This is a genomic window from Streptomyces sp. NBC_01268, from assembly GCF_036240795.1.
Classification (GTDB): Bacteria; Actinomycetota; Actinomycetes; order Streptomycetales; family Streptomycetaceae; genus Streptomyces.
Window position 1 is genome coordinate 2023921 of the sequence record NZ_CP108454.1, and the last position, 12452, is coordinate 2036372.

At 75.1% G+C, this 12452-nt stretch carries 10 protein-coding genes and 1 riboswitch; of the genes, 8 read left to right on the forward strand and 2 right to left on the reverse strand.

Features of this window, described 5'->3' with window-relative positions; translation table 11 throughout:
- Positions 1-52: 52 nt before the first annotated feature.
- Positions 53-1180 (reverse strand): alpha/beta hydrolase, encoded by a 1128-nt coding sequence (locus tag OG309_RS08805; protein ID WP_329419531.1) that lies wholly within the window; start codon positions 1178-1180, stop codon positions 53-55.
- 385 nt (positions 1181-1565) lie between these two features.
- Between OG309_RS08805 and OG309_RS08810 the strand changes: the two genes are divergently transcribed.
- The 7 genes from OG309_RS08810 (at position 1566) to OG309_RS08840 (ending at position 9966) form a co-directional block, all read left to right on the forward strand.
- Entirely contained in the window at positions 1566-2843 is a 1278-nt protein-coding gene (locus tag OG309_RS08810) for an inorganic phosphate transporter (protein ID WP_329419533.1), read from the forward strand.
- 16 nt (positions 2844-2859) lie between these two features.
- Positions 2860-3081, forward strand: a complete 222-nt coding sequence (locus OG309_RS08815) for a hypothetical protein (RefSeq protein ID WP_329419535.1) — start codon at positions 2860-2862, stop codon at positions 3079-3081.
- Positions 3082-3261: 180 nt separating this feature from the next.
- Positions 3262-3336: riboswitch (adenosylcobalamin (AdoCbl) riboswitch) on the forward strand.
- A gap of 53 nt (positions 3337-3389) precedes the next feature.
- The gene (locus OG309_RS08820; RefSeq protein WP_329419536.1) at positions 3390-4382 is read left to right on the forward strand and encodes a cobalamin biosynthesis protein; all 993 of its coding nucleotides are present in this window, start codon (positions 3390-3392) and stop codon (positions 4380-4382) included.
- On the forward strand, positions 4379-5887 hold the full coding sequence (locus OG309_RS08825; RefSeq protein ID WP_329419537.1) for a cobyric acid synthase: 1509 nt from the start codon (positions 4379-4381) through the stop codon (positions 5885-5887). The genes OG309_RS08820 and OG309_RS08825 overlap by 4 nt, the downstream gene beginning before the upstream one ends.
- A 58-nt stretch (positions 5888-5945) precedes the next feature.
- Positions 5946-8012, forward strand: coding sequence for a putative cobaltochelatase (locus OG309_RS08830; RefSeq protein ID WP_329419539.1), 2067 nt, complete (start codon positions 5946-5948; stop codon positions 8010-8012).
- Positions 8012-8620, forward strand: coding sequence for a cob(I)yrinic acid a,c-diamide adenosyltransferase (gene cobO, locus OG309_RS08835; protein WP_329419540.1), 609 nt, complete (start codon positions 8012-8014; stop codon positions 8618-8620). Before OG309_RS08830 ends, cobO begins: the two co-directional genes overlap by 1 nt.
- Positions 8614-9966, forward strand: a complete 1353-nt coding sequence (locus OG309_RS08840) for a cobyrinate a,c-diamide synthase (RefSeq protein WP_329419541.1) — start codon at positions 8614-8616, stop codon at positions 9964-9966. Before cobO ends, OG309_RS08840 begins: the two co-directional genes overlap by 7 nt.
- Positions 9967-9968: 2 nt before the next feature.
- Here OG309_RS08840 and OG309_RS08845 read toward each other — a convergent pair whose 3' ends face one another.
- Positions 9969-10748 carry a ZIP family metal transporter gene (locus OG309_RS08845; protein WP_329419542.1) on the reverse strand — a complete coding sequence of 260 codons (780 nt, stop codon included), beginning with the start codon at positions 10746-10748 and terminating at the stop codon, positions 9969-9971.
- A gap of 57 nt (positions 10749-10805) precedes the next feature.
- On the opposite strand from OG309_RS08845, the gene cobC reads away from it, so the two are divergent.
- On the forward strand, positions 10806-12389 hold the full coding sequence (cobC, locus tag OG309_RS08850; protein ID WP_329419543.1) for an Rv2231c family pyridoxal phosphate-dependent protein CobC: 1584 nt from the start codon (positions 10806-10808) through the stop codon (positions 12387-12389).
- Positions 12390-12452 lie beyond the last annotated feature (63 nt).

Genomic DNA, 12452 nt, shown 5'->3' on the forward strand with positions numbered 1-12452 from the left:
CTCGCTTGACGCGCGTGCGGAGGGGCCCCCGGGGCGGGTCCCCGTGCAGCTCCTAGACGAGCGGCGTCATGAAGCGCCGCAGCGCCTCCTCGTAGCGGGTCGGGTCCGCGTTCCACATGGCCGCGTGCGGGGCGTTGCCGACCGTGGTGAGGGTGACCAGGTCGGGGCGGAGGGCGGCCAGCCGCTGCGAGCGGTCCCAGGGGGCGATCGTGTCGTCGGGTCCGTGGAAGACGAGGGTCGGCACCCGCAGCCCGGAGGGGTCGGCGGCCTCCGCGAGCCGGTCGCCGTGCAGACCGGTCCTGCCCTGGGCGGCGCGGACGGCGAGCGGGACGAGGGGGCCGGGCACCCCGCGGGCGGCGGCGAGGTTGCGCAGGGTGGCCTCCCAGTCGAGGACCGGGGAGTCGAGGACCAGGCCGCGGATCCGGTCCCGCACCCCGGAGCCCGCGGCGGCGTGCAGGGCCATCGCGGCGCCCGCGCCCCAGCCGAGCAGGACGACCTGTCCGGCGCCCCGGCGGACGGCGTAGCGGAGGGCGGCGTCGACGTCGCGCCACTCGGAGTCGCCCAGGTGGGCGAGGCCGTCGGGGGCGGCGGGCGCGCCCTCGTCGCCGCGGTAGGCGGGGACGAGGACGGGGACCTGCCGGCGGTGGAGGAAGGGAACGAGGTTGAGGGCGTGCTCGCGGGTGGCGCCGAGGCCGTGCAGGGCGATCACCCAGGTGGAGTGGGCGCCGGGGACGAGCCAGGCGGGCAGGTTGCCGAGTTCGCCGGGGATCTCGACGTCCTCGTACGGCAGGCCGAGGGCGGTCTCGGGGGTGCCGCAGTGGAGCTGCGGGGTGAAGCGGACGCGGGCTCCGGTGGAGAGGGTGCCGAGCTCGACCCGTTCGAGCCGGCGCACCACCGTGTCGGCGGTGTGCGGGACCCGGTCCAGGACGGGTCCGACGACCGCGTGCAGTCCGGCGGCCTCGATCCCGTAGGTGCCGGGGCGCAGGGAGGCCAGGCTGCGGGTGAGGGTGATCCGGCCGGGCCCGCTGGCGTGCACGGTCAGTCTGGGGTCGCCCGGGAGGGGGCGTCCGGACGGCACCTTGAGGGCGGCGTCGCTGGCGTACCGGCCGGCCGCCACAGCGGCCGCGCCGACACCGATCACTGTGGTGACGGCAGCTGCCGTCGCTGTAGCCGGGCGCACGCTCCCAGTGTCGGCAGAGGGCGGGAAGGCTGCCACCGGACGGACCTCCCGACGAGTGACATGGCTCTCGTCGGAGGGGTCGTCCGTACGGCTGACGGGGTGCGCGCGGGGTCGGCCGGCGGGCCGTGAGGGGTCCATGGGACGGAACGGGTGGAGAGGGGTGGAAGGGGTGGGAGTCGCATGCGTCCTGGTACGGCAGGGCTTACCCCGGGTCGCACCCTGACCGCATGGTGGACAGCCGGGCGGTCCGGGACGGTTCCGGGGGCGGAAATGGAATGCCGGGACCCCGGTTGGGGACACCACACAGCCCGATCCAGTTCATCTTCCGTTCACCCAGGTTGCGTACGTTCGACGAGCCACTGACGTCAAACGATTGCCTGGGTAAATGGAACACATCACGCTGCTGCTCGCGATTGTGGTCGTGACAGCTCTCGTGTTCGATTTCACGAACGGTTTCCACGACACCGCCAACGCGATGGCGACGACCATCTCGACCGGTGCTCTCAAGCCCAAGACGGCGGTGGCCATGTCCGCCGTGCTGAACCTCGTCGGCGCGTTCCTGTCCGTGGAGGTCGCCAAGACGATCTCCGGCGGGATCATCAACGAAGAGGGCATTCGTACAGAAGTGATCTTCGCGGCGCTCGTCGGCGCCATCCTGTGGAACCTGCTGACCTGGCTGCTCGGTCTGCCGTCCAGCTCCTCCCACGCCCTGTTCGGCGGCCTCATCGGCGCCGCCGTGATGTCGGCCGGCTGGGGCGCGGTCAACGGACCGACCATCGTCACCAAGGTCCTGATCCCCGCCGTCGCCGCCCCGATCGTCGCCGGTCTCGCCGCGATGGTCGCCACCCGGCTGACCTACCGCATCGGCGCGAAGGCCGAGACGAAGGCCACCGCCAAGGGCTACCGGGCCGGCCAGATCGCCTCCGCCGGTCTGGTCTCGCTCGCGCACGGCACCAACGACGCCCAGAAGACGATGGGCATCATCACCCTCGCCCTGGTCACCGGCGGCGTCCTCGCCCCCGGCTCCAACCCTCCGATGTGGGTCATCGTCGCCGCCGGTGTGGCGATCGCGCTCGGCACCTACCTCGGCGGCTGGCGCATCATCCGCACCATGGGCAAGGGCCTCACCGACCTCCAGCCGCAGCAGGGCTTCGCCGCCCAGACCAGCGCCGCCACGGTCATCCTGGCCTCCTCCCACCTGGGCTTCTCGCTCTCCACCACCCAGTCCTGCTCGGGTGCCGTGATGGGCGCCGGCCTCGGCCGCAAGGGCGGTGTCGTCCGCTGGTCGACCGCCACCCGGATGTTCGTCGCCTGGGGTCTGACCCTGCCCGCCGCGGGCGTGGTCGGCGCCGGTGCCGAGTTCCTCACCAAGCAGGGCCCCTGGGGCATCGCCGCCGTCGCGGTCCTGCTGGTCGCCGGTTCCGGTGTCATCTGGTCGCTGTCCCGTCGCAAGCCGGTCGACCACAACAACGTCACGGCCGACGACCTCGACGCCGCCCCCGCCGAGCCCGCCGGCGTCGTGACCACCGCCATCGCGGCCGTCACCCCGCCGCCGCCGGCCGGCTCCGTCGCCGCCGTCGCGGACACGGACCTGAAGACCACCATCCCCACCCCGGGCCCCACGGACCCGGCCGCTCCCCCGGCCCCCGCCGCCGCGGTCTAAGGAACTGGAACCAAGCATGAAGATCGACTGGGCAGCCCTCGGCTCCGTCTTCGGAGTCAGCCTCGTGGCGACCGTCGCCCTGGTGGGCCTCTTCACCCTCGGTGTCATGGGCCTCTCCAAGCAGGAGGAGGCGGCCGCGAGCGGCGGCTCCGCCGGCCTGGCCCGCACCGGCGCCTACGCCTGCTTCGCCCTGTGCGCGGCGGCCGTGGCGTACGGCATCTACCTGATCGTCATCTGACGCGCTCCACCGAGCGTCGTCCGACGCACGGGCACGACGGCCGGGCGGTCCGCACCACGGGTGCGGACCGCCCGGCCGTCGTGTCTGTGGCGCTCCGCACAGTGACCCGACGCAGGTCAAGGGTGAGTTGACGGCTGTTCGCGCAGCGTGGTGGACTGCCGGGGCCATTACGGCGGCAGTAGAGGAAGTCCGGTGCGAATCCGGCGCGGTCCCGCCACTGTGACCGGCCCCCCGGGGCCGGGAGTCAGGAACTCTCGCCGCCGGTCACGTCGATCCAGGGCGCGGACCCTGAGTGAGGACAGAGCGCCATGCCCGGCCGCGGCCTCAGCTTTCCCGGTACCACCGGCGCCTCCGGTGCCACCCGAGTCTTCGCGTACGGAGCGGCCGCCGGCCTCGCCGTCGACCTGCTCGCGGGCGACCCCCGCCGCGGCCATCCCGTCGCCGCCTTCGGCCGGGCCGCCGGCGCGGTCGAGGAGCGCCTGCTGCGCGACCACCGCGGCTGGGGCGCCCTGCACACCGCCGTCTGCGCCGGCTCCACCATGGCGCTCGGCGCCCTGGCCGCCCGTACGGTACGGGGCAGCCGCGCCGCCACCGTCGCCCTGACCGCCGCCTCCGTGTGGGCCGTCGTCGGCGGTACGACCCTGGGCCGCGAGGCCCGCGCGATCGGCGGGGCGCTCGCGGCCGGGGACCTGGAGGTCGCCCGGGAGCGCCTGCCGCACCTGTGCGGGCGCGACCCGCACTCCCTGGACGGTCCCGCGATGGCCCGCGCGGTCGTCGAGTCGGTCGCCGAGAACACCTCCGACGCCGTCGTGGGCGCCCTGTTCTGGGGCGCCGTCGCGGGCGTGCCCGGCCTGGTCGGCTTCCGGGCGGTCAACACCCTGGACGCGATGGTCGGCCACAAGTCACCGAAGTACCGCCGCTTCGGCTGGGCCTCGGCCCGGCTCGACGACCTCGCCGGCTGGCCGGGCGCCCGGCTCACCGCCGTCCTCGCCACCGTCGCCGGCGGGAACCCGCGCGGCGCGGCCCGGGCCTGGCGCGCCGACGCGGCGAAGCACCCCAGCCCCAACGCGGGCCCCGTGGAGGCCTCCTTCGCGGGCGCGCTCGGCGTACGGCTCGGCGGGACGCTGGCGTACGGCGGCCGGATCGAGCACCGGCCCGTCCTCAACGGGGCGGGGCGGCCCGTCGAGGTCGCCGACATCGACCGGGCGGTACGCCTGTCCCGCCGGGTGACCGGACTGACCCTGGCCGCCTGTGTCGGCGGCCGGATGATCGCGAGCGCGCTGAAGCGGAGGAACGCATGAGGGGTGGGGGGCTGCTGGTCGCCGGGACCACGTCCGACGCGGGCAAGAGCGTCGTCACGGCCGGCATCTGCCGCTGGCTGGTCCGGCAGGGCGTCAAGGTCGCGCCGTTCAAGGGGCAGAACATGTCCCTGAACTCCTTCGTCACCCGGGAGGGCGCCGAGATCGGCCGCGCCCAGGCCATGCAGGCGCAGGCCGCCCGCGTCGAGCCCACCGCGCTGATGAACCCGGTGCTCCTGAAGCCCGGCAGCGACCGCTCCAGCCAGGTCGTGCTCATGGGGAAGCCGGTCGGCGAGATGAGCGCCCGCGGCTACCACGGCGGGCGCCAGGCGACGCTCTTCGAGCCCGTGATGGCGTGCCTGGAGGAACTGCGGGGCACGTATGACGCCGTGATCTGCGAGGGGGCGGGCAGCCCGGCCGAGATCAACCTGCGGCGCACGGACATCGTGAACATGGGCATCGCGCGGGCCGCGAAGCTGCCCGTCGTGGTCGTCGGCGACATCGACCGGGGCGGGGTGTTCGCCCAGTTCTTCGGCACGACGGCGCTGCTCGCACCCGAGGACCAGGCGCTCGTCGCCGGCTATCTGGTGAACAAGTTCCGGGGCGACGTGACGCTCCTCGAGCCCGGTCTCGACATGCTCCACGGGCTCACCGGACGCCGCGCCCTCGGTGTCCTGCCGTACGCGCACGGGCTCGGCATCGACGAGGAGGACGGCCTGCGGGTCTCGCTGCGGGGCACCGTCCGCGAGTCGGTGGTGGCGCCGCCGGTCGGCGCCGACGTGCTGCGGGTCGCCGTCTGCGCCGTCCCGCTGATGTCCAACTTCACCGACGTGGACGCGCTGGCCGCCGAGCCGGGCGTCGTGGTCCGGTTCGTGGACCGGCCCGAGGAGCTCGTCGACGCGGACCTGGTCGTCGTGCCCGGCACCCGCGGCACCGTCAAGGCCCTCGCCTGGCTGCGGGAACGCGGCCTGGCCGACGCGCTGGCCCGGCGCGCCGCCGAGGGGCGCCCGGTGCTCGGCATCTGCGGCGGCTTCCAGGCGCTCGGCCAGCGGATCGAGGACGAGGTGGAGTCGAGGGCCGGCGTGGTCGACGGGCTCGGGCTGCTGCCCGTGCGGGTGCGCTTCGGCGTCGAGAAGACCCTGGCCCGGCCGGTCGGCGAGGCGCTCGGCGAACGGGTCGAGGGGTACGAGATCCACCACGGCGTCGCCACCGTCGAGGGCGGCGAGCCGTTCCTCGACGGCTGCCGGGTCGGTGCGGTGTGGGGCACCCACTGGCACGGCTCGCTGGAGAGCGACGGCTTCCGCAGGGCCTTCCTGCGCGAGGTCGCCGCCGCCTCCGGCCGCCGCTTCGTCCCGGCCCCGGACACCTCGTTCGGCGCGCTCCGCGAGGAGCAGCTGGACCGGCTGGGCGACCTGATCGAGGAGCACGCCGACACGGACGCGCTGCTGCGGCTCATCGAGGAGGGCGCCCCGGCGGGGCTGCCGTTCGTGCCGCCGGGGGCGCCGTGACCGCCGCGCCCGCACCGCCCGCCCCGACCTCCGTACGACTCGAAGGAGTGACCACCCGATGAGCACCCGCTATCCGTTCACCGCCGTCGTCGGCATGGACGACCTGCGGCTCGCGCTGCTGCTGAACGCCGTCAGCCCGGCCGTGGGCGGTGTGCTCGTCCGCGGCGAGAAGGGCACCGCCAAGTCGACCGCCGTGCGCGCGCTCGCCGAGCTGCTGCCGGCCGTGCCCGTGGTCGCGGGCTGCCGCTTCAGCTGCGACCCGGGCGCGCCCGACCCCGGCTGCCCGGACGGGCCGCACGAGGCCGCGGGCGGCGACGAACGGCCCGCGCGCATGGTCGAGCTGCCCGTCGGCGCCTCCGAGGACCGACTGGTCGGCGCGCTCGACATCGAGCGGGCGCTCGCCGAGGGCGTGAAGGCCTTCGAGCCGGGCCTGCTGGCCGACGCGCACCGGGGCATCCTCTACGTCGACGAGGTCAACCTGCTCCACGACCATCTGATCGACCTGCTGCTCGACGCGGCGGCGATGGGCTCCTCGTACGTCGAGCGCGAGGGCGTCTCCGTACGGCATGCCGCCCGCTTCCTGCTCGTCGGCACGATGAACCCCGAAGAGGGCGAGCTGCGGCCGCAGTTGCTCGACCGGTTCGGGCTCACCGTGGAGGTCGCCGCGTCCCGCGTGCCCGAGCAGCGGGTCGAGGTGGTCCGGCGGCGGCTCGCCTACGAGGACGACCCGGCCGCGTTCGCCGCGCGCTGGGCCGGCGAGGAGGCGGCGCTGCGCGAACGGATCGTCGCCGCACGGGAGTTGCTGCCTCAGGTGGCCCTCGGTGACGCGGTGCTGCTGCAGATCGCCGCGACCTGCGCCGCGTTCGAGGTCGACGGCATGCGCGCCGACATCGTGATGGCCCGTACGGCGACCGCGCTGGCGGCCTGGGCGGGTCGGACCGAGGTGACCTCGGAGGACGTGCGGCAGGCCGCGCTCCTGGCCCTCCCGCACCGGCGGCGGCGCAACCCCTTCGACGCCCCCGGCCTCGACGAGGACAAGCTGGACGAGACCCTCGACCGGTTCAAGGGCGAGGCGCCGGACGACGAGCCCGAGCCGGACGGCCCGGGCGACGGCGGTCCCGGCGGGGGCGGTGGCGGGGGCGGGGGGATCCCGCCGCAGGGCGACGGGCCCGCGCCGCAGGAGTCCGGGGCGCCCGAGGAGGCCCCGGCCCCCGCGCCGCAGGACAGCGGCGCCGGTTCCGGCCCGGCCTCCGGTCCCGGTGCGGGTGAACGCGCGGCCGTCCGGGCCGCCGAGCCCTTCCGCACCAAGATGCTGAGCGTGCCCGGCCTCGGCGAGGGGGCCTCCGGGCGCCGCTCCCGGGCCCGCACCGAGCACGGCCGCACCACCGGCGCCACCCGTCCCCGGGGCGCGCTGACCAAGCTGCACCTGGCCGCCACCGTGCACGCCGCCGCCCCGCACCAGAAGGCCCGTGGGCGCAGCGGCCCCGGCCTGGTGGTGCGCCGGGACGACCTGCGGCAGGCGACCCGCGAGGGCCGCGAGGGCAACCTGGTGCTGTTCGCCGTGGACGCCTCCGGTTCGATGGCGGCCCGGCAGCGGATGGGCGCGGTGAAGGGCGCCGTGCTGTCCCTGCTGCTCGACGCCTACCAGCGGCGCGACAAGGTCGGCCTGATCACCTTCCGGGGCCGTGACGCGGAGCTCGCGCTGCCGCCGACCTCGTCGGTGGACGCGGCCGCCACCCGGCTCGAACAGCTCCCGACGGGCGGCCGCACGCCGCTGTCGGCCGGGCTGCTCAAGGCGCACGACGTGCTGCGCGTCGAGCGCCTGCGGGACCCCTCGCGCCGCCCGCTGCTCGTGGTCGTCACCGACGGCCGCGCGACCGGCGGCGGCGCCGATCCGCTGGCGCTCGCCGCCCGTGCCGCGCGGCTGCACGCCGCCGACGGCACGGCGAGCGTCGTCGTGGACTGCGAGACCGGACCGGTGCGGCTGGGCCTCGCCGGGAACCTCGCCCGTGAACTCGGCGGCACCGCCGTCACCCTGGACGAGCTGCGCGCGGACGCGATCGCGGGCCTCGTCAGGGACGTGAGGGACGTACAGGACAACCGCTCTGCCAGGAGGGCCGCCTGATGCCACAGGGACAGCCGACCGTCGTTCCCGACGACGGTCTCACCACCCGCCAGCGCCGCAACCGCGCACTCGTCATGGTGCACACGGGCGTCGGCAAGGGGAAGTCGACCGCCGCGTTCGGCATGGCGCTGCGCGCCTGGAACCAGGGGTGGCCGATCGGGGTGTTCCAGTTCGTCAAGTCCGCCAAGTGGAAGGTCGGCGAGGAGAACGCCCTGAAGGCGCTCGGCGAGACCGGCAAGGGCGGCACGGTCACCTGGAACAAGATGGGCGAGGGCTGGTCCTGGATCCAGCGCGAGGTCGCCGAGGGCGAGCAGTCGCACGAGGAGAAGGCCCGCGAGGGCTGGGAGCAGGTCAAGCGGGACCTCGCCGAGGAGAAGTACCGGTTCTACGTCCTCGACGAGTTCGCGTACCTGCTGCACTGGGGCTGGATCGACACCAAGGAGGTCGTCGAGGTGCTGCGGGACCGTCCCGGGCAGCAGCACGTCGTCATCACCGGCCGCAACGCCCCGCAGGAACTCGTCGACTTCGCGGACCTCGTGACCGACATGTCGAAGGTGAAGCACCCGATGGACGCGGGTCAGAAGGGCCAGCGGGGCATCGAGTGGTAGCACGTCTCGTCATCGCCGCGCCGTCCTCGGGCGCGGGCAAGACCACGGTCGCGACCGGCCTGATGGCCGCGTTCGCCGGCCGTGGTCTCGCGGTCTCCCCGCACAAGGTCGGCCCGGACTACATCGACCCGGGCTACCACGCGCTCGCCACCGGCCGGCCGGGCCGCAACCTCGACGCGTACATGTGCGGTACGGATCTGATCGCGCCGCTCTTCGCGCACGGCGCGCGGGGCTGCGACCTGGCGGTCGTCGAGGGCGTGATGGGGCTGTACGACGGTGCCGCCGGCCAGGGCGAGCTGGCCTCCACCGCGCAGGTGGCGAAGCTGCTGCGGGCACCGGTGGTGCTCGTCGTGGACGCCTCCTCGCAGTCCCGGTCGGTGGCCGCGCTCGTGCACGGCTTCGCGTCCTGGGACCCGCAGGTGCGGCTGGGCGGGGTGATCCTCAACAAGGTCGCCACCGACCGGCACGAGCTGCTGCTGCGGGAGGCGCTGGAGGAGTCGGGCGTGCCGGTGCTCGGGGTGCTGCGGCGGGCGCCCGCCGTGGCCACGCCCTCGCGGCACCTGGGTCTCGTGCCGGTCGCCGAGCGGCAGGCCCAGGCCGTGGAGGCGGTGGCCGCGCAGGCGGAGCAGGTGCGGGCCGGGTGCGACCTGGAGGCGCTGCTCGCGTTGGCGCGCAGCGCGCCGGAGCTGCACGAGGCGCCGTGGGTGCCCGAGCCGGGGGGACGGCCGCGGGCCGGCGGTTCGTCCGTGCGGCCCGTCGTCGCCGTCGCCGGGGGCGCCGCCTTCACCTTCTCGTACGCCGAGCACGCCGAGCTGCTGACCGCCGCCGGTGCGGAGGTGGTCACCTTCGACCCGCTGCGGGACGAGGCGCTGCCCGAGGGGACGCGCGGGCTCGTCATAGGGGGCGGGTTCCCCGAGATGTACGGCGAGCAGCTGTCCGCGAACGAGCCCTTGCGGAAGGCCGTCGCCGAGCTCGCCGCCTCGGGCGCGCCGGTGGCCGCCGAGTGCGCCGGGCTGCTGTATCTGGCGCGGTCGCTGGACGGGCGGCCGATGTGCGGGGTGCTGGACGCCGACGCGCGCATGTCGGAGCGGCTCACGCTGGGGTACCGGGACGCCGTCGCCGTGAGCGACAGCGTGCTGGCGGCGGCGGGGACGCGGATGCGGGGGCACGAGTTCCACCGCACGGTGATCGAGCCGGGGGCCGGGGAGCTGGCCGCCTGGGGGCTGCGACAGCCGGAGCGCCGGGTCGAGGGCTTCGTCCAGGGCGGGGTGCACGCGAGCTACGTGCACACCCACTGGGCGGGGGCCCCGTCGGCCGCCGCGCGTTTCGTGGAGCACTGCGCGTGAGCTCAGCCGCCGGACAGGCCCACCACGAGCCAGATGAAGGCCACGCCGGCCACCGTGCACAGCAGGGTGGTGAGGGCGGGGTGTTCGTGGTGGGCCTCGGGCAGGATCTCGGCGGCGGCGAGGTAGAGCAGGGCACCGCCGAAGAAGCCGAGATAGCTGCCGAGCAGTTCCTCCGGAAGGGTGAACAGCAGGGTGGAGGCGGCGCCGACGAGCGGGGCGACCGCGTCGGCGAAGAGCATGGCGAGGGCCTTGCGGCGGGCGTTCCCGTACAGGCTGGTGATCGTGTACGTGTTGAATCCGTCGGCGAAGTCGTGGGTGATGACGGCGAGCGCGACGGTCGCGCCCATGCCGCCGCCGACCTGGAAGGCGGCGCCGAGGGCGACGCCGTCCATGAGGCTGTGACCGACCATGGCGGCGGCCGCCGTGAGTCCCACCTGCGGGGTGCGCCCGCCCGCCTCCCGGCCGCCGCCCCCCGCCGAAGCGCTCCGCTCCGCCCCCCGGCCCGTCTCCGCGCCGTGCGCGGCGCTGCGGACGGCGAGGAGACGTTCCATCACGTGGGCGAGGAGGAAGCCGCCGACGAAGAGCAGCAGGGCCTGGGGGACGCCGAAGACCTTCTCGCCGGCGGCGTCCATGGCCTCGGGGAGCAGGTCGAGTCCGACGACGCCGAGCATGAGTCCGCCGGCCAGGCCGAGGACGAGATGGCGTCGGTCGGTGACGCGCTGGGCCGTCCAGCCGCCGAACAGCGTCATGAGGAACGCGCCGAGCGCGACGACTACAGCCATGGGCCTTTGCTATCCGATGGCGGCTCGTCCGCGCACCTCGAAGCGGGGGTGCGGGTCGTGGTGGGGGTCGGGGCACGGTCCGGGGCCGAGGCGGCGGAGGTGCTGGGGCTGATCGGGTCGGCGCTGCGCGAGGCGGGGCTCGGCGACGGTGACGTGGGCGCGCTCGCGACGCTGGAGACGCGGGCCGGTGAGCCGGGGATCGCGGGGGCGGCGGCGCGGCTCGGGGTGCCGGTGCGGGCGTTCCGGAGCGAGGAGCTGGCCGGGGTGCCCGTACCGCATCCTTCGGGGCGGGCGCTGGCCGCGACGGGGACGGCGTCCGTGGCGGAGGCGGCGGCGCTGCGGGCGGCGGGGCCGGGGGCGGTGCTGGTGGTGCCGAAGCGGCGGACGCGGAGCGTGACGTGCGCGATCGCCCGTTCCGTCGCGGGGTGGCCGGATGACGTGGGTCCGTCGAACGAAGATGCCTTAGGCGTACGGTTGTTGGGCCGGGGCCACGGGTACATCGCAGGCGAGCCCGGCTCATCCCCCACAGGCACCATCCCCACGCGCACCATCCCCACCCCCACCCCCCACACGACGGCGGCCATGGACATCCACACTCATGCTGATGCACACGATCTGCGTCACCACGGCGACGCCGAGGTCCGGGACGAGAAGCTGATCGACCTCGCGGTCAACGTCCGGACGAACACGCCGCCGGAGTGGCTGCGGGAGCGGATCGCGAACTCCCTGACCGGCCTGGCCGCCTACCCGGACGGGCGGGTGGCGCGGGCGGCGGTGGCCGAGCGGCACGATCTGCCGGCCCGGCGGGTGCTCCTGACGGCGGGCGCGGCGGAGGCGTTCGTGCTCCTGGCGCGGGCGCTGCCGGCGCGGCGGCCGGTCGTGGTGCATCCGCAGTTCACCGAGCCGGAGGCGGCGCTGCGGGACGCCGGGCACGAGGTGGAGCGGGTGCTGCTGCGCGAAGAGGACGGTTTCCGGCTGGATCCGGCGGCGGTGCCGGAGGAGGCCGATCTGGTGGTGATCGGCAATCCGACCAACCCCACCTCGGTGCTGCACCCGGCCGAGGCGATCGCGGCGCTGGCCCGGCCGGGGCGGACGCTGGTGGTCGACGAGGCGTTCATGGACGCGGTGCCGGGCGAGCGGGAGTCGCTGGCCGGGCGGACGGACGTGCCGGGGCTGGTGGTGCTGCGGAGCCTGACGAAGACCTGGGGTCTGGCGGGGCTGCGGATCGGCTACGTGCTGGCGGCGGCGGAGACGATCGCCGCGCTGGAGCGCGTACAGCCGCTGTGGCCGGTGTCGACGCCGGCGCTGGTGGCGGCCGAGGCGTGCATGGCGCGGGCGGCGCTCGCGGAGGCCGAAGAGGCGGCGCACGGCATCGGCAGGGAGCGGGCGCATCTGCTGGCGGGGCTCGCGGAGTTCGACGAGGTGCGGGTGGTCGAGGCCGCGGAGGGCCCGTTCGTGCTGGTGCGGATCGAGGGCGCGGACGCGGTGCGGGAACGGCTGCGGGGGCTCGGTTTCGCGGCGCGGCGCGGGGACACGTTCCCGGGGCTCGACCGGAACTGGCTGCGGCTCGCGGTGCGGGACCGGGCGACGACGAACCGTTTCCTCCAGGCGCTGGACCAGGCGCTGTTGATGCTGGGCTGAGCGGCGGGGCCCCGCGAGCCGAGGACGCCCGTCGACCCCACGGGCGCCTCGGGGCACCACGGC

Coding starts and splice junctions, on each gene's coding strand:
- OG309_RS08810 (WP_329419533.1), top strand. CDS start 1,566: ATGGAACACATCACGCTGCTGCTCGCGATTGTGGTCGTGACAGCTCTC.
- OG309_RS08815 (WP_329419535.1), top strand. CDS start 2,860: ATGAAGATCGACTGGGCAGCCCTCGGCTCCGTCTTCGGAGTCAGCCTC.
- OG309_RS08820 (WP_329419536.1), top strand. CDS start 3,390: ATGCCCGGCCGCGGCCTCAGCTTTCCCGGTACCACCGGCGCCTCCGGT.
- OG309_RS08825 (WP_329419537.1), top strand. CDS start 4,379: ATGAGGGGTGGGGGGCTGCTGGTCGCCGGGACCACGTCCGACGCGGGC.
- OG309_RS08830 (WP_329419539.1), top strand. CDS start 5,946: ATGAGCACCCGCTATCCGTTCACCGCCGTCGTCGGCATGGACGACCTG.
- cobO (WP_329419540.1), top strand. CDS start 8,012: ATGCCACAGGGACAGCCGACCGTCGTTCCCGACGACGGTCTCACCACC.
- OG309_RS08845 (WP_329419542.1), bottom strand. CDS start 10,748: ATGGCTGTAGTCGTCGCGCTCGGCGCGTTCCTCATGACGCTGTTCGGC.